Source organism: Spiroplasma endosymbiont of Megaselia nigra (assembly GCF_003987485.1).
Classification (GTDB): Bacteria; Bacillota_I; Bacilli_A; order Mycoplasmatales; family Mycoplasmataceae; genus Spiroplasma.
In genome coordinates this window covers 1-18,696 of sequence record NZ_RCOO01000011.1, presented here as the reverse complement: position 1 = coordinate 18,696, position 18,696 = coordinate 1, and the positions used below count along the sequence as shown (strand labels likewise).

Genomic DNA, 18,696 nt, shown 5'->3' with positions numbered 1-18,696 from the left:
AGTTTTCATTCTTTATTAAAAAAAGCAACAATTCATAACAATATTTACTTATCGCATGACGAATATATTAATGATGTTAAAAAATGAAATAAATGATATTCAAGCCGCAAAGAAAAGGATATAATAAATAAAAGTTTATAAACCTTTTTTACTAATACTTACTTTTTGGGGTGCACTCTACATTACTCAAATTTTGGTAGTAACTCAGCTTATGCTGGTTATTATTTGTGACATGATTCAACCAATATATATGTTTTTTTATCTTTAGTTGCACAAACACAAAAGGGAGGTATTGGTGAAATACGGGGGGGCTGAAGCCTCAATTAATTATAAAGGAATTACGTTCCATTCATCATTTTCTTTACAAAGTGTTAAAAATAATTTAAATAATGCTTTAAATAAAGAAATTAATTTAACATCTGATTATTCAGGTAGTTTGGAAGATAAAAATAATATAAATGATCTAACTGGAAAAGGAAAGGATTTAACAACATTATTAACTACAACTATAAAAAATGTATTAGGAAATGAATATTCAAAATGAGAACGATATATTCAACTATTTTCATTTAATAATAGTACACGTAAAGCAACAACTGTTTTTAAATTTAAAAATTCTAATACTGGCAATCAAGAAATATGAACTTTCGAAACACCGATTAATATAAAATTATCAGAAAATTATTGAGGTAAGTCACTAAGTGCTAGATTAAATTTTTTTCCGGGACAAATTGTTAATCCAAATGATTCTACTCAAGGGATGGTTTCTGATAAACCAATCCAATTAGAGCCTGATAAAGTAAGTGATACTTATGGTGGGACATTAGAATTTCATACAACTGCGCATTTACAATTTGATGGACTTAATGACTCATCTGAATGAATGACAGTAAATGGTCAACCTGTTGAAGTTATTAATAACAAATTTGTTTACAATATGAAAGATCAACGTGTTACGGAAGGCAAAGATGGCACAAATATTTATGATATTGTTGTTAGTCATGATGATGGAAAAAATAAAGCAAAATATCAAATAAAATATAAAATTTCTAATTTAGTACCAACTTTATTACCTAAATGATATGCGTGAGATCCAGCTAAAAATCCTAATCAAAATGATTTAATTGTACCATCAATTGATGGTAAACCTAATCCAAAGTATGACCCCGAAGTTAATCCAGAAACTGGTACAAAAACCCAAATATTATGAGTAAAGAAAAAATCTCAATATCCTTTTCCATTAGATCCTTTAAATAAATATGGTGAAGTTATTGACCCTAAAAGAAATCCACAAGATTATGATTTAGGCTTTTTAGCAGAAGGCTCAGTTGTTGGAATGGGAGTTCAGCAATTATTTAATCCAGCAGAAGTTAATGAGATTTGGCGAGAAGGAGTTAACAGTAATTTAGATAGTCCTGCTAATCTAACAGAACGTGAGCGATTAACTAAAATAGAACCGGATTCAGTTAATAGGTATTGGTTTTGAGAAGGCTTTTGGCATTATATTACAAGAAATAATGATAGTTTAGCATATGAAAAATATGTATTAATTGGCGCAAAATATCAAGATAAATACCCCCGTTTTTTAGATCTTTTAGGTAATAATAACATTGCAGTTGATTTTTGAACAACTATTCATGGCATTCATCTAAAAAATTATTTAGTTGATTATAAAAAACTTGATGTAACTAAAATTAAAAAATTAAATTTTGAACAAGTTTTTAGTTATTGAAAAGAATATACTTCGGATATAATTGCACAGCGTATTCCTCCAGATCCAAATCCGTCTAATTTTGTTGATATTTCTGGTAATTTTCCAGCAATTAAAATGAATGAAATTGATACGAATAAAATTCGTTCCTTAGTTTTAGCTTATGCTCAAAATTATATTAACCAAAAAGCAAGTGGGGCAAAATTAGGTATTGATTATTATGTCGTAACAAAAGAGGGTATTGATATTAGTAGTAATGTTGATGCTTTAAAACCATTGTTAGATAATGCGACGGAACCAAAATATCTTAATATTATAATTAAAACAAAACAATTTTCCTCTATATTAATTGGTGAAGCTAATGGAAGTATTAAGAATTCACGAAATTATGATCCAGAAAAAGTAAAAGACTTATCAAAAATTAAATTTAATAATCAAAAATTTAACTTTGGTGATTTTTCAATTGAAGAAATGAAAAATTGAATTATAAAATATATTAATTTAGGATTAAAAAAATCTGATTATACAGATTTAGTTTTTAATAAAGACTATGGAATTTCAATTAACGATATTCCACCAACGGATGAAAATCATAATAATGTTCCTGGTTATTTTAATGATGAAATATTTTCTGATTTCTTAAATAATTTAGAAAATTCTAAAAAAATAACTGTTATAGTATATGCTAATGATGCAAGTGATTTAGCTGAAGGAAAAACCGAATTTGTTCTTGAAAATTATATTGATGTTAATAAACCTAATCCTGATCCAACCGATCCGACTAACTTTGTTGATCCAATTGACCAAAACCCTAATCCAATTGATCCGATAAATCCAGAAATGCCAACGTCAGGAGATAAAAAATATTTAGGATGATTGTTACCAGTTATTATTATTCCAATAATTGGAATAGTTTGATTTTATTTTCGTTTTAAAAAAAGAATTAGATATTGTAATATTTACATTAAATTTAGGGAAAATATAAAATATTTTCCTTTTAATTTGTCAAAAAAATTATATATTTTATACTTGAATTTATAATTTATTGTTTGATATAATATAATGAATTAATAAAAGAGGAGTTTTATAAAATGATTGAAGATACAATAATTGCTCCAGCAACTGCAATGGTAAAGCAAGCAATTGCAATTATTCGCATGTCTGGAGTGGATAGTTATAAAATTATTAATAAAGTTTTTTCAAAAAAAATTATTCCACACGGAAATCAAATTTACTATGGTTATTTAAGAGATGGCAAAGATATTATTGACCAAGTTATTTTGGTTTGTTTTCAAAAACCTAATTCTTTTACTGGAGAAGATATTATTGAAATTAATTGCCATGGTGGCGTATTAGTTACAAATAATATTATTAAGTTATTACTAAAAAATGGAGCACGTTTAGCAAATAAAGGTGAATTTTCACAACGAGCGTTTTTAAATGGAAAACTTAATTTAATTCAGACAGATGCTATTAATAACTTAGTTAATGCGACAAATGATACTAGTGCAAAAATAGCTTTGAATAATTTGCAAAATAAAAATACTTATTTAATTAGTACATATCGTGATGAATTATTAGATATCATTGCAAATATTGAAGTAAATATTGATTATCCTGAATATGATGGTGTTGGTGATTTAACTACACAAGAATTAAACCAGCGGTTATTAATTTTAGAACAAAAAATTAATGATTTAGTTAAAATTAGTAAAGTTGGAAAAATGATTGATGATAGTATTAATGTCTTAATTTTAGGAAAGCCAAATGTTGGAAAATCATCATTATTAAATGCATTAATGAACGAAGATAAAGCTATTGTTTCTGATTTGCCAGGAACAACAAGAGATATTGTTGAAGGAAAGATTAATTTAGGACCATTAACATTAAATATTATTGATACAGCTGGCTTACGTGAGACAGTTGATAAAATTGAGCAAATTGGAATTGATAAAGCACGTCAACAAGTTATTAATGCTGATTTAATTTTAATTGTTGCTGATAATTATGCTAATTTAATGAATTTAAGTCCTGAACTTAAAAAACTAATTAAAAATAAAGAATATTTGTTAGTTTTAAATAAAAGCGATTTACTTAATATGCAAGTACAAAATGAAAATTTGCAACAAAATATTCTTTTAATTTCAGCATTAAACCGAGATATCAAGTCTCTTATTGATAAAATTTTAAATTTATATAAAACAGCCCAGATTACAAAAGATGATCAACTAGTTTTGTCAAATATAAAACAAATTTCTTTATTAGAGAAGGTAGCAAATTCAATAAAAAATGCATATAATAATAGTAAGAGTGGATTTCCGGTTGATATTATTAATGCTGACTTACATGAGGCTTGAGAAATATTGGGTGATATTCTAGGTGAAAACTATGAAGAAGACTTATTAACAACAATTTTTAGTAAGTATTGCCTAGGAAAATAGGAGGAAAATATGCAAGGAATTTTTGACACACATTGTCATTTAATGTCACATGAATATGAGAACGAAGAAACATCAGCTATTATTGCTGATGCTAAAATTAGTGGCGTGTTTTGACTTAATAATGTTGGTTATGATTTAGATTCTAGCCAAGCAGCAGTTCGCCATGCAATGCAGTATGATAATGTTTTTGCAACAATTGGGTTTCATCCAACTGATGTTGCTAAATATGGGTTTTCAGATTTAGAGAAATTAGATCAATTATTAAATAGTGATAAAGTAATTGCTGTTGGCGAAATTGGTTTAGATTATTTTCATAAAACTGTTTCTCCAGATTTACAAAAGCATTGATTTATTAAACAAATTGAATTAGCAAAACAACATAATCTTCCACTTGCCATTCATTGCCGTGATGCTTATGAAGATTGTTATGAAATATTAAAAGAACAAAAAATAACACAAGGTTTGATGCATTGTTATAATGGGACAATTCAAATGGCTCAAAAATTTTTAGATTTAGGATTTTATCTTTCGTTTGCTGGTAATATTACTTTTAAAAATGCTCAGGAATTACGGGAAGTTGCTAAAATGGTACCATTAAATAAAATTTTAGTGGAAACTGATGCACCATATTTAACTCCTGATCCATATCGAGGGAAAAAGAATTATCCTAAATTTATTATGTATACAGTTAAAAAAATAGCAGAATTAAAGAATATGCCGGTTGAAGAAATGATTCGTATTACTAATAAGAATGCACGCAAGTTATTTAATCTTGATTAATTTTTAATTTTAAATTTAAAAATTACAATAAAAAAATATTAGATTAACCTAATATTTTTTTTGCTTCAATTTATTTTCTTTTTTTACCTAATGACGATAATAATCCTTTTTCTTGGAAATTATATAAACCATTTTCGATGTTTTTCTTAATTGTTTTTTCAAAGATTTTTGTTCCTTCTATAACACAATTTAATGGATCTGAAGCTATTTTGGTTGGTAATTGGAAAATATCAAAGAAATATTTATCAATATTTCTAATTAAAGCTCCTCCCCCACAAACTGTAATTCCATTTCTGAAGATATCACCAGCTAATTCTGGTGGTGTATTTTCTAATAATTCAATTACTAAATCTGTAATTTTAGAAAATGCATTTAATAAAACATTTCTAATTTCTTCTGAAGAGATTTTTGCTTCTTTTGGTAATCCTGAAACAATATCACGTCCGTAGATTTGCATTGATCTTTCGTTATGGTATTTAACTAATGAACCAATGAATTTTTTAACATCTTCAGCTGTTTTTTGCCCAATTGCAATGTTATATTCTGAACGAATGTATTTACGAATATCATCATCAAAATGATTTCCGGCAACTTTAATTGATTTTGAAACAACGATATCACCTGATGAAATAATAGCTAAATCAGCTGTTCCTCCACCAATATCAATGATTAAATGACCTTTAGGTAATTCAATATTAATTCCTGCTCCTAAAGCGGCCATTTTAGCCTCTTCTTCAATGATAACTAATTCAGCGCCCATTTCTTTAGCAACATTTTTTAATGCTTCTCTTTCAAGTTCAGTAACTCCACTTGGACATGCTAATAATACAATAGCATTTTTTCAAATGTTCATCATTTTCATTCTTGAAAAGATGTGTTTTAATAAATCTTGTGCAGCTTCCATGTCTGCGATAACTCCATCTACTAATGGTGTTACCATTCTAATATCCCCGTGTGTTTTTCCTACCATATCATAGGCGGCTTTCCCTAAAGCAATTAAACTATTAGTTTTATTGTTATAAGCCATTAATGATGGTTCATTGTAGATTACACCCTGTCCTGAAACATATGCTAAAACATTAGCAGTTCCTAAGTCAAGAGAAATAAATGGTCTAGTTTCTGGTCTCACGTTTTTGTCCTCCTTAACAATTTAATAACTATTATAATAAATTAATGATTATTCTAGTAATTTAATTCTTTTACATGCATTAATTCTAATCTTAAGATATCAAAGATGTCTGATTCAAATTTTTTAGTTCCATTAATAACAGCTAATAATGGTTGTTCTCCAATTTTTGATGGTAATTGTAATGTATCTGTAAAGTAACGATCAATCCCTTTGATTAAAGCTCCTCCTCCACAGATTGTAATTCCATTTCTGAAGATATCACCAGCTAATTCTGGTGGTGTTTCTTCTAACACTTGAACTGTTAGGTCAATAATTCTTGACACTGGTACTTTTAATACTTCTCTGATTTCTTCAGGTGTTACTTCAATTTCTCTTGGTAATCCTGAAACAACATCACGTCCATAAACTTTCATTCTTCTTTCGTCAGGGTATTTTGATAATGACCCAATTTCGATTTTAATTTGTTCAGCAGTTTTTGATCCAATTTCTAGACCATATTGTGAACGAATGAATTTTTGTGCTTCATCATTTAAGTAATTTCCAGCAACTTTAACTGATTTTGATAATACGATATCTCCTGAGGCCATAACAGCAATATCTGTTGTTCCTCCTCCCATATCAATCACCAGGTTTCCAGCAGGTTTGTAAATATCAACCCCCCCACCCAATGCAGCCATTTTAACTTCTTCTTCTATAAAAACTTTTGATGCTCCTAAGTTCATAGCAATTTTTTTCAAAGCAGCTTTTTCTAATTCAGTAATTACTGATGGACAAGCCAATAACATAATTGAATGTTTTAATTGTTTTGTAATACGTAGTTTTGTAAAGATATATCTTAATTGTGCTTCTGTTGCACGAATATCTGTAATAACTCCGTCAACCATTGGTCTAACAATACGAATTGACTTATTTCCTTTTCCGATCATTTTGTAAGCTTCGGCTCCTACAGCAATAATTCTGTTTTCTTTAATTCTGTAAGCAACAATTGAAGGCTCATTGTAAACGATTCCTGAACCTGAAACATATACTAATGTATTAGCAGTTCCTAAATCCATAGAAACGAAAGCCGGTTTTTTTGCACTATTAAATAAAGCCATGTAATTTTGTCCTCCTGTTTATTGTTAAATTAATTATTTAGATTAATATATTTGTGATTAATCAATAAAATGAATTGCAAGTCCCTATATTTATTTTCAGATAGAGAATACAATACAAAAATATTATAACATAAATCATAATCTTTCCTAAAAATTATTCCATAATTAAGTTTAGTATCGGTTTGTATTAATGCTTAAAGGAATTACAAAAGTGGGTGACATAATTGTTAAAATTCTAATTAAACTATTAACTAAATTTTCAATTCATTGCTTTGCCTCATCAATTGTTAAAAAGTATTTAGTTAATTTTAAATATTTAACTTCAACTGTTTCTTTTAAAAAAGTTAAATATTTTTTAACTAATGTTGTAATATAAGTATTAATATCAGTTGGTGTTTTATATCGATATTCAATTTCAATTGCTGATTGCCCACGCTTATATTTATATTCAAAAATTTGTGTATCAGATAAAATTATAATTGGATTATAAATCGTCATATAAATAAATAAAGTTTTTAAATCATAAATATTAATTTTGCCTTCTTCAATGCTGGTAATAGTTGAATTAAATCAATCACTATAGATTTCTTCAATATTTGTTGAACTAGGATAAGGCCAGGCAATACCACTATTATTATTTAGTAATTGATTTCAAGGTTTATCAATATTAATGTAACCAGACGAAGTCAAAATTTGTTGAATAAATCAATATGAGAAATATGGTTCATTAATTGTTTTGTCAGAATTAAAAACTGCTCCAAAAATTGGTTGATCAGTTTTTGATGTATAAGTTCAATTTGCCAAAGCTTGGCGAATTCGTACATCAATTGTTGAACAACTTACAACTGAATTAATTGCTGTAGTTATAAAAGTTAGTGCTGTTAAAAATGATAATACTTTTTTCATTATTGCCTTACCCTTATTATTATAATTTTATCATTTTTCTAAAAATTATAATAAAAAAATAGATAAGTAGTTTTTAACTTATCTATTTTTTTTGTTTTCTTCAATTAAGTCGGTTCTAATTTTTTTCTCATAAGCAATACATCCATCAATAACAGATGTTTCGGCGTTTTTAGCTACACGAACAGGAATTTGAAAATAATCTGATAGAAATTCTTTAATTCCGGCAATTTGACCACATCCTCCAGTAACTAAAATTCCATTAGCAACAGCATCACCAGCTAACTCAGCTGGAGTTTTTTCTAAAACTTCGGTTATTAATTGTGTAATTGATGAAAAAATACTTATTAATAATTTCCTAATTTCTGAATCTAAAATTTCTGCTTCTTTTGGCATTCCTGTTACAACATCACGACCGAAAATAATCATTTTTTTATTTTCTTTTATTTTGTATAATGAACCAATTTGTTTTTTAATTTGTTCAGCAGTAACAACACCAATTAAAATAGTATGCTTCGCACGAATGTATTTTAAGATTTCTTCATCAATATAATTCCCAGCAGTTTTAATTGATTTACTTTCAACAATTCCACCAGCTGAGATAATAGCACAACTTGATTTTCCACCACCAATGTCTAAAATAAAAGTTCCTTTTGGTGCAAAAATATTTTCACTCGCTCCTAATGCAGCCATTAATGAATCTTCCTCAATTTTTACAAAGTCAGCACCAATATTTTTACACATCTTGATTATTGCTTGTTTTTCTAAGTCTGTAACATTTTTGGGACATGCAATTAAAACAATAGCATTTTTTCATAAATCAGTTACTTTTGCTTTTTTCCCTATTTGTTGAATAAATTCTTCTGCAATAGTTAAATCCGTAACTGCTCCATTACGTAATGGTGAGTAAATTTCAATTTTATCGTGTGTTTTGCCAATTAACTTTTTAGCATCATCACCCAATGCTATTAGTTTCTTAGTTCCGATTTCATATGCCATTACTGATGCTTCATTAAAAATAATGCCTCTCCCAGCAACATAAGCAATCGAATTAGTAGTTCCTAAATCGATAGCAATGAATTTCCGGGGTGCTTTTGGCGAAATGTTAAATGTATTTTTCAATACTTCTGATATTGCCATCTTTAAAATGTCTCCTTCCGCTTATTGCTTCGTTAAAAAACATAGCAATAATAGTAACATAATAATTTTCTTAAATATTAAACCCTTTATTTGTTATAAAACATTCAATATCAAGTAACTTTATTATATAAAATCTGGTATAATTTGCAATTAAAAATGATAATTTCAAGTTTCTTTTTTCTTTTTTAAAAATTTTAGTTATTTTTTATGTTATTAGTTCTTTGAAAAATAAAAAAAGTATATTTTAAAAATATACTTTTTATGAAATTTTGTATTCATTTGCATCAAGTAATTGAATTCTTTCAATTACAGCACCTAAATTTTTTTCATAAGTTTTAGCACCATCAATTACACACATTAATGGATCATTTGCAGCTTTTACTTTTAATTGGAAAATTGATTCAAAATATTTTACAATTCCACGAATTAAAGCTCCTCCTCCACAGATGGTAATACCATTTCTAATAACATCACCAGCTAATTCTGGTGGTGTTTGTTCTAATACTTCTACTAATAAGTCTGTAATTCTTGAAAAAGGGGCTAATAAAACGTTTTTAATTTCTTCAGGTTTAATTAATACTTCTCGTGGTAATCCCGTAATAATATCACGACCAAAGGCACGAACTGGTTTTTCATTAATTATTTTAACTAATGCACCAATTTCTTTTTTAATTTGTTCGGCCGTTCTAATTCCGACTAGCACATTGTATTCAGAACGAATATATTTTTGAATTTCTTGATCTAAGTGTTTTCCCGCAACTTTAACTGATTTTGAAATTACAATATCACCAGCTGAAATAATTGCAATATCTGTTGTTCCCCCACCAATATCAATTACTAAATTTCCTTGTGCTAGACCAATATTAATGCCAGCTCCTAATGCTGCTAGTTTAACTTCTTCTTCTACTAAAACGTGACTTGCTCCCATATCTTTTGCAATAGCTTTTAAAGCACCACGTTCTAATTCGGTAACTCCACTTGGGCATGCCAATATTACTAGTGAATTTTTTCAAATTCCTGATAATTTTAATCTACTAAAAATGTGTTTTAACAAATCTTGAGCCGCTTCCATATCGGAGATAACTCCGTCTACTAATGGTGTTACCATTCTAATATGATCATGCGTTTTTCCAACCATTTTGTATGCTTCATTTCCTAAGGTAATTAATGAGTTACTTAAAGTGTCATATGCCATCATCGAAGGTTCGTTATAAACAATTCCCTGACCTGATACATAGGCTACTGTGTTAGTTGTCCCTAAGTCTAGTGCTAAAAAAGAGTAGTCTTTTCCAAATTTATAATTAGCCATATTTCTTTTTGCCTCCCACTCCTATATTTAAAATTTATGATTATTTTAATATAACAGTCTAGTATAATTATACTATAAAATCAAGATAAGTAAATGAAAAAGGTGTTTATCGGGGAGTGAAGGCTAAAATGGGAGTATTTGTGATTGTTGAAGGTAAGACAGATTCAACAAAGTTAAAAAGTATTTTTCCTAATATTAAAACAATTGAAACTAGCGGTAGTGGGATTACAAAAGAAAAATTAGCATTGATCAAAAAAATTAGTTTAAATAATAAAGTAATTATTTTTACTGATCCTGATTATCCTGGGCAAAAATTACGTCAAATTATTAGTGATTATTTAGAAAACAACTGCCTGCATGCTTTTATAAGTAAGAATGATGCAACCAAGGGTAAAAAAGTTGGAATTGCTGAGGCATCTGAAGATACAATTAAAAATAGTATTAATAATTTAATTAGTTTTTCAAACCAGCCAGTTGATAATCTACAATGAAGTGATTATATTAATTTAGTTGATTCAAAAGTAAAACGCGAAAAAATTATTAAGTACTATAACTTAATGCCAACCAATAATAAAACAACATTTAAATGACTAAATTATATGAATGTTAAAAAACAAGATTTAATTGATATTTTAAAGGAGAAATAATGAAGAAACAAAACCAAGAAATGCGTGCCGAAGGAATAATAGCTAAAAAGAGTAAGGGACAAAACTTTTTAACAAATCCTCATTTTATTAATTTAATTGTTGATAGTGCATTTGATTTACCAAACACAAATATTTTAGAAATTGGTCCAGGAATGGGTGCTTTGACGAGTTCTATTTTATTAAAAGCAAACAAACTTGTTTGTGTTGAGATTGATTCAACTTTAGTAGAATATTTAACATTAAAATTTAAAGATCAGGGTTTAACTGTTATCCAGGCAGATATTTTAACCATTGATTTAGAAAAATTATTTTTAACAGAATTTTTAGATAATAATCCAATTAGTATTATTTCCAATATTCCTTATTATATTACTTCACCAATTATTTTTAAATTATTAAAAATAAATAATCCAAAAGTAAAAGAAATTATTTTAATGATGCAAAAAGAGGTGGGTGAACGAATTATGGCTCAGCCAAATTCAAAAAACTATAGTAGTCTTTCTGTTGTTTGTCAATTTTATAGTGACATTGAAAAAGTTTCCTTAGTTGGTCGTAATAATTTTGTTCCAGTACCAAAAGTTGATAGTATTGTTTTAAAATTTAAATTGAATAAAAAATATCCTTTATTAATAAATGATGAAGAATTTATTAGATTTATTCGAATGATGTTTGAAACAAAGCGAAAAACAATTTTAAATAACTTAGCAATTATTATTAACAATAAAATTTTAGCCGAAGATATTTTGGTAAGATTAAACTATGCATTAAATTTACGTTCAGAAAATTTAAGTTTAAATGATTTTTATCTTTTATATAATGAAATTAAACAAACTAAGGGAGAACTATAAAAATGAAAATTAGATCATATGGTAAGTTTAATTTAACTTTAGAGGTTTTTCACAAACATAAATTTAAAAAAATGCACCATATTAAAAGTATTATTTTTCCTTATAAGGAAGAATATGATTTTGTTGATTTATTGCCTTATCAAGGTAAACAAACAATTTTTACTTGTAATAAAAAAGAACTAGATTCAAATAATAATACTATTTTGGAAGCATATCATAAATTTGTTGTTATGTTCCCTAAGTTTAAATCAACTCCAGTTCATATTAATTTAATTAAAAATACAACTATTGGTTCTGGTCTTGGTTATTCTGCTAGTAATGCTGTTGCAATGATTAAACTTATTTGTCATTTTTTTAATATTAATTATTATTCTTGGAAAATTAAAAAGTTAATTCAAAGTCTTAGTTCCGATGCTTTATTTTTTTATTTAGAAAAACCAGCAATAATCTCTGGTTATGGTCATAAAATTAAGTATTTAACAATGCATCAAATTAATAAGTATAAAATCCCAAATCTTAAAATTATTGATTCAAAAATATCATCAATCACAAAAGAGGTTTATCAAGAATTTGACCATAATTATCAATACTATAAAACAAAAAAAATAATTAATAATCTTTATTTTAATATGTTACAACAGCCCGCTTTTAAAATTAATCCAGAGTTAAAAAAATTTTATCTTACACTAAAGCAAGAATATTCAAATGTAATGCTTTCTGGTGGTGGCGGTGCTTTTTTGGCTTGATAATTTAGTTTTAAAGTATATTTTAAAATTAAATTAGGCTATAATTGAACATAAATGAGGAGATTGTAAAATGAAAAAAGTATTGTTAATTGATGGAAATTCTTTGCTTTTTAGAGCATTTTATGCCACAGCGTATAATGGCGAGATGTTAAAAAGTTTGGATGGAACACCAACAAATGCTGTTTATGCATTTGCCAATATGTTGAATAAAATATTAAAAACAAATAACTACTATAGTGTTATTGTTGCTTTTGATAAAGGAAAAAAGAATTTTCGTCATGATTTATTAGTTGACTACAAAGATGGTCGGAGTAAAACGCCAAATGAATTAATTGTACAATTTCCAATTGTAAAAGAATTTTTAGATAGTTATCAAATTCCATATTTAGAGCAAGAAGGATATGAAGCTGATGATTTATTAGGATGTTTAGCAGTGCTGGCTGAAAAAGAAGATTTTTATGTTGATATTTTTTCAAGTGATAAAGATTTATATCAATTAATTACTAATAAAACAAATATTTTAGTGCCACGTCAAGGCGACAGTGCTGATGTTATTGATGAAACAGCTTTAAGAGCAAAATGGGGAATTATACCATTACAAGTTCCTGATTTAAAAGGGCTAATGGGTGATCTTTCCGATAATTTAAAGGGTGTTCCAAAGGTTGGTGAAAAAACAGCAATAAAATTAATTAAGGAATATCATTCAATTGAAAATTTATATGATAATATTGAGCAGATTAAGGGTGCATTACAACAAAATTTATTAAATCATAAGGAAAGTGCATTATTATGCAAAAAGATAGCTACTATTTTTTGTGATATTAATTTAGAACATTTTACTTTTACTCAGTTTTCACCAAATCAAGAAAAATTAATGCAATTTTATTTAAAATATAATATGAATTCATTTGTAACAAAGTTGTTTAATAATCAAGATAATAGTACCGAAAACTCAAATATAACAGTAAAAATTATTGAAGAATGATGTTCCGAATTTAATGAAAATAACACTACTGTTTATTTAGAATTATTAGATGAAAATTATCATACTGCAGAAATTATTGGGTTTGGAATTGTTAATTCGAAAGGTGTTTTTTATTTTGATTATATCAATGCAAAGCATGATAAACTATGACATCAATTTTTAAATGATACTAAATATCAAAAGTTAACTTATCATGCAAAGAGTTTAATTGTTGCTTTAGCTCGTGATAATATTTTTGTTCAAAATATTGAATATGATATGATGCTAGCTGGTTATGTTTATAATTCAAATGCAAAAAATAGTTTAGATACTTATATTAATTTATTTGAAAAAAAACAAATTTTGACTGATGAATTATTTTATGGCAAAGGGGTTAAAAAACAAATTCCTGCTGATGTAATTAAATTAAGTCATTTTATTGGTGAAAAAGCATCGTACATTCATAAATTAAGACCAAAAATTATTGAGTTATTAAAAGCTAATCAGCAATATGATTTATATTATAAGATTGAGTTACCAACCGCTTTTGCATTAGCACGAATGGAAATTAATGGTGTTAAAGTTAACCAACATGAATTAACAACACAAACCTTACGAATTGAAAAAATTGTGCAAGAATTAAATAATGAAATTAATGATATTGCACAAAAAGAAATTAATCCTAATTCACCAAAACAAATTTCAGAATTATTATTTCAAGATCTTTCATTACCTGATCGGAAAAAAGGGTCAACAGCACAAGAAACATTAGAAGAAATAAAAAATAACCATGTGATTATTCCAAAGATATTAGATTATCGAAAGTATCAAAAATTATATTCAACTTATTTAAAGGGGATGGAAAAATATATTTTTGCTGATGGGAAAGTTCATACAATTTATAAACAAACCTTAACAAATACTGGTCGGCTTTCATCTGTGGAACCTAATATGCAAAATATTAGTATTCGTGATAATGTTCAAAAAGAGGTACGAAAAATTTTTGTTGTTTCATCGCCAAATAATGTTTTATTATCTTGTGATTATTCACAAATTGAATTACGAATTTTAGCACATATTTCAAAAGACCAAGATTTAATTGCTGCTTTTAATAAGAATGAAGATATTCATACTAATACTGCAATGAAAATTTTTAATTTATCAAAAAATGAAATTACACCAAATATTCGTCGTAGTGCGAAAGCTGTTAATTTTGGGATTATTTATGGAATTAGTGATTTTGGTTTAGCAACTGATTTAAATATTTCTGTTGCAAAAGCAAAAGCAATAATTAATAATTATTATCAACAATTTCCAACAATTAAGGCTTTTATTGATCAACAAGTTGAGTTTTGTAAACAAAAAGGTTATGTTACAACAATTTTTAATCGGAAACGTTATGTCCCAGAAATTAATGACCGTAATTATATGCAACGTGAATTTGGAAAGCGGATTGCAATGAATATGCCAATTCAAGGTAGTGCAGCGGATATTATTAAAATTGCTTTAAAAAATATTGACCAAGAATTTTTAAAATTAAATTTAAAAGCAAAAATTATTGCACAAATTCATGATGAATTAATTTTTGAAATTCCGCAAGTTGAATTAATTCAAGTGCAAAAAATTGTTAAAACATTGATGGAAGATTCTACTAAATTAGATGTAAAGTTAATAGTTGATATGAAAACTGGTTTAAGTTGATATGATTTAAAATAAGATTAAATCATATCATTTTTATAATTTTAATTACTTATTAGCATCTTGATTTTTATTAGATATAAAAATAAAATTAAATTATTAATTAAGAAAGAAGGAACAATATGCCAGAATTACCAGAAGTTGAAACGGTCCGTCGTATTTTAACAAAACATGTTGTTGGAAAAACAATTACTGATTGTCAAATTTTTTGAAATAAAATAATAAAATATCCTCTTGATTCAAAGGAATTTATAAAAAAAATTGTTAAACAAAAAATTAATCGAATTGATCGAATGGGGAAACATTTACTATTTATATTGGATGATTATGTTTTAATTAGTCATTTACGTATGGAAGGCAAATATTATTTTACACTAAAAGATGAACCTGGTGAATGACAACATATTATGGTTTTATTTGAACTTGATCATCAATTTCAATTACGTTATCATGATACAAGAAAATTTGGGACAATGCATTTATATAATAAAAATGATTATTTACAACAAGCACCATTGAATAAGTTAGGATATGAACCATTTGATGAAAAAATTACAGTTTCATATTTAAAAAATGCTTGGCAAAATAAATCACAGCCGATTAAAACAACATTATTGGAACAAAATGTTATTGTTGGAATTGGGAATATTTATGCCAATGAAATTTTATTTGCTTCTAAAATTCATCCTGGTGAAAGAACAAAAAATTTAGTTGATCAAGATTATCAAAATATTATTGACAATACAAAATTAGTTTTACAAAAAGCAATTGATGAAGGAGGAACAACCATTGCAACTTATCATCCTGAACCAGGAATGGATGGTAAATTTTTACAACAATTAAAAGTACATGGGCGTAATAAAATGGAATGTGTTAATTGCCATAAATTAATTGATAAAATTTTTGTCAATGGACGAGGAACTTATTTTTGTAATTATTGTCAAAAATTAAAATAAAAAGGCATTCCTTGTTTAGAAATGCCCTTTAGAAAAAACTATTTACTAACCGATACCTATCTTTGGGTATTACCTTTTAGGAGGCTCATCCATCAGGTAATGATAAGCTCTGTTTGTTTACTATATGTTGCCATATAGCACTTTATTTATAACACGGGATTTTTAAAAAAGAGGATAAGAATTCTAAAAATTATATTTTTTTTCTTTTTTTGGTAAATTTTGGTAAATTAGGTAAATATTAATAAATTCCTTTGTTTTATATTATTTTTTAAAATAAAAAGTTTATAATATTATCGTAATATTTTATATTAGAAGGGAAAAGAATTATGGGACAAAAATATCATGCTAGATTAGTTAATGCTAGTGAAATAATTAAAAAAGCACATCAAAATAAATATGCTGTTGGTCATTTTAATATTAACAACCTAGAGTGAACAAAAGCTTTATTAGAAGCTGCGCAAGCAACAAAAACACCAATTATTTTAGGAGCTTCAGAGGGAGCGATTAAATATATGGGAGGTTATAATTTAGTTGTTGCGATGGTTAATGCGTTATTAGACTCATTAGACATTACTGTTCTAGTAGCATTACATTTAGATCATGGTCAATCAGTAGAAAGTTGTAAAATGGCAATTGATGCTGGTTTTTCCTCAGTGATGTATGATGGTAGCCACCACCCATTTGCTGAAAATCTAAAAAATACAAAAGAAGTAGTAGCATATGCAAAAACAAATGGTGTATCAGTTGAAGCTGAAATTGGTACAATTGGTGGAGAAGAAGATGGTGTAGTTGGTGCTGGTGAAATTGGTGATCCAAAAGAAGCTTCGGAAATGGTAGCAACAGGAATTGATTTTCTTGCTGCAGGAATTGGAAATATTCATGGTCCTTATCCAACTGGATGACCAGGTTTAAATTTTCAAGCTTTAGAAGATATTAAAGCTGCTGCAAAAATTGGAATGGTTTTACATGGTGGTAGTGGAATTCCGCAAGAACAAGTTAAAAAAGCAATTTCATTAGGAATTAGTAAAATAAATGTTAATACTGAATTACAAATTGCATTTGCTGCTGCAACAAGAAAATATATTGAAGAGGGAAAAGATAAACCAGGAAATGGGAAAGGGTTTGACCCACGAAAATTATTAAAACCTGGATATGAAGCAATTAAAGCAACATTTGATGAATTAACATCATGGTTTGGATGCAAAGGTAAAGCATAAAAAAAATTTCAAGAATGAAATGTTTTTTTCTTTAACTTTATGTTTAAATAATGTTAATAAACAATTTCAACAAAAAGTTTATTAGAAAAAGGAGTTTTATTAGTTATGATTCAAAAATTTAGTAATTTTTATCAATTTTCAACAATAACAAGTTTAGCTGCTGGTAATTTTGAAGGTATGATTAAGCTTGGGATGTTATTAAAGCAAGGTAATTTTGGATTAGGAACTTTTGACCATTTAGATGGTGAATTAATTGTGCTAGATGGTGTAGGGTATCAATTAAAATCAGATGGAACAGTTAATGAAGTTACGGCAAGTATGACAAGTCCATTTGCTGTTATGGCATTTTTTGAAGAACATCAAAAAATTAATATTTCACAACTAACTAGTTATGAAGAAATTCAACAAATTATTGTAGATAATTTACCAAGTTTAAATTTATTTTATGGGATTAAAATTAATGGTTTATTTTCGGAAATAAAAACAAGAACTGTTTCATGGCAAGAAAAACCATATCCAACTTTATTAAAAGCATCAGAACAACAAGGAATTCTTAATGCTAAAAATATTAATGGTGATATTGTTGGTTTTTGAACTCCATCTTTTGCCAATACATTGGGAGTTAATGGTTTTCATTGCCATTTTATTAATACTGAAAAAAATACTGGAGGTAATGTTTTTGATTTTCAATTAGATTCAGGTACTATTGAAATATGCTATTTTTCAAAAATTAACTTAGAATTACCCACAAATAAAGAATATTTAGAAACAAATTTAATGGCTTTTGAATTACAAAAGGAAATTGAATTAGCAGAAAATGCAAAAAAATAAAATTATCTTAAATCTTAAAGTTCTTAATTAAGAACTTTAAGATTTTTTATTTAAATTTATATTTTTAAAATAAATTTATAATTTAAGGATTTATATTATAAAATTAATATGTAAAGTAAAAACTATGAAATTAAATTTTTAAATATGTAAATTGTAAATGCAAATGTAGCACTTTATTGAAAAAAAATAAAGTGCTTTTTATTTTGTAAAAATACTTATATTTATTGGATTAATCGTTAGATAGTATCTTTTACACTTAATAAAATAGGTTTTTTCTGA

14 protein-coding genes and 1 pseudogene are annotated in these 18,696 nt (G+C 26.9%); 10 read left to right on the top strand and 5 right to left on the bottom strand.

The features are described 5' to 3' along the window. Positions 1-180 precede the first annotated feature (180 nt). The 3 genes and pseudogenes from D9R21_RS01295 to D9R21_RS01285 all read left to right on the top strand — a co-directional run. Positions 181-2,659: pseudogene (locus D9R21_RS01295) on the top strand (Mbov_0399 family ICE element protein); the annotation flags it as partial. A 143-nt stretch (positions 2,660-2,802) separates the two neighbouring features. Beyond that, positions 2,803-4,152 carry a tRNA uridine-5-carboxymethylaminomethyl(34) synthesis GTPase MnmE gene (gene mnmE / locus D9R21_RS01290; RefSeq protein WP_126820768.1) on the top strand — a complete coding sequence of 450 codons (1,350 nt, stop codon included), beginning with the start codon at positions 2,803-2,805 and terminating at the stop codon, positions 4,150-4,152. A 9-nt stretch (positions 4,153-4,161) separates the two neighbouring features. Then, complete coding sequence (locus tag D9R21_RS01285; protein ID WP_126820767.1) at positions 4,162-4,932, top strand: TatD family hydrolase; 771 nt, start codon at positions 4,162-4,164, stop codon at positions 4,930-4,932. A 70-nt stretch (positions 4,933-5,002) separates the two neighbouring features. Here the strand turns inward: D9R21_RS01285 and mreB (D9R21_RS01280) are convergent, their stop codons facing one another. From mreB (D9R21_RS01280) to mreB (D9R21_RS01260), 5 genes are all read right to left on the bottom strand, one after another. Next, positions 5,003-6,061 carry a rod shape-determining protein gene (gene mreB, locus D9R21_RS01280; protein ID WP_126820766.1) on the bottom strand — a complete coding sequence of 353 codons (1,059 nt, stop codon included), beginning with the start codon at positions 6,059-6,061 and terminating at the stop codon, positions 5,003-5,005. A gap of 53 nt (positions 6,062-6,114) precedes the next feature. After that, positions 6,115-7,158 carry a rod shape-determining protein gene (mreB, locus tag D9R21_RS01275; RefSeq protein ID WP_126820765.1) on the bottom strand — a complete coding sequence of 348 codons (1,044 nt, stop codon included), beginning with the start codon at positions 7,156-7,158 and terminating at the stop codon, positions 6,115-6,117. Between the two features lie 171 nt (positions 7,159-7,329). After that, on the bottom strand, positions 7,330-8,064 hold the full coding sequence (locus tag D9R21_RS01270) for a hypothetical protein (RefSeq protein ID WP_126820764.1): 735 nt from the start codon (positions 8,062-8,064) through the stop codon (positions 7,330-7,332). A gap of 78 nt (positions 8,065-8,142) precedes the next feature. After that, positions 8,143-9,201, bottom strand: a complete 1,059-nt coding sequence (locus D9R21_RS01265) for a rod shape-determining protein (RefSeq protein WP_126820763.1) — start codon at positions 9,199-9,201, stop codon at positions 8,143-8,145. Positions 9,202-9,460: 259 nt separating this feature from the next. Continuing rightward, the gene (mreB, locus tag D9R21_RS01260) at positions 9,461-10,510 is read right to left on the bottom strand and encodes a rod shape-determining protein (RefSeq protein ID WP_126820762.1); all 1,050 of its coding nucleotides are present in this window, start codon (positions 10,508-10,510) and stop codon (positions 9,461-9,463) included. A gap of 128 nt (positions 10,511-10,638) precedes the next feature. Between mreB (D9R21_RS01260) and rnmV the strand changes: the two genes are divergently transcribed. The 7 genes from rnmV (at position 10,639) to budA (ending at position 18,417) form a co-directional block, all read left to right on the top strand. After that, entirely contained in the window at positions 10,639-11,157 is a 519-nt protein-coding gene (gene rnmV, locus D9R21_RS01255) for a ribonuclease M5 (RefSeq protein WP_126820761.1), read from the top strand. Beyond that, positions 11,157-12,005, top strand: coding sequence for a 16S rRNA (adenine(1518)-N(6)/adenine(1519)-N(6))-dimethyltransferase RsmA (rsmA, locus tag D9R21_RS01250; protein ID WP_126820760.1), 849 nt, complete (start codon positions 11,157-11,159; stop codon positions 12,003-12,005). The genes rnmV and rsmA overlap by 1 nt, the downstream gene beginning before the upstream one ends. 2 nt (positions 12,006-12,007) lie before the next feature. Continuing rightward, positions 12,008-12,754: a GHMP family kinase ATP-binding protein gene (locus D9R21_RS01245; protein WP_126820759.1), complete on the top strand. Its 747-nt coding sequence runs from the start codon at positions 12,008-12,010 to the stop codon at positions 12,752-12,754. Between the two features lie 67 nt (positions 12,755-12,821). Next, entirely contained in the window at positions 12,822-15,431 is a 2,610-nt protein-coding gene (gene polA, locus D9R21_RS01240) for a DNA polymerase I (RefSeq protein ID WP_126820758.1), read from the top strand. 104 nt (positions 15,432-15,535) lie between these two features. Further along, positions 15,536-16,369 carry a DNA-formamidopyrimidine glycosylase gene (gene mutM, locus D9R21_RS01235; RefSeq protein WP_126820757.1) on the top strand — a complete coding sequence of 278 codons (834 nt, stop codon included), beginning with the start codon at positions 15,536-15,538 and terminating at the stop codon, positions 16,367-16,369. 326 nt (positions 16,370-16,695) lie between these two features. Then, positions 16,696-17,586 (top strand): class II fructose-1,6-bisphosphate aldolase, encoded by an 891-nt coding sequence (gene fba, locus D9R21_RS01230; RefSeq protein ID WP_126820756.1) that lies wholly within the window; start codon positions 16,696-16,698, stop codon positions 17,584-17,586. Positions 17,587-17,691: 105 nt separating this feature from the next. Continuing rightward, a complete protein-coding gene (gene budA / locus D9R21_RS01225; RefSeq protein WP_126820755.1) occupies positions 17,692-18,417 on the top strand; it encodes an acetolactate decarboxylase in 726 nt (241 codons plus the stop codon). Positions 18,418-18,696 lie beyond the last annotated feature (279 nt).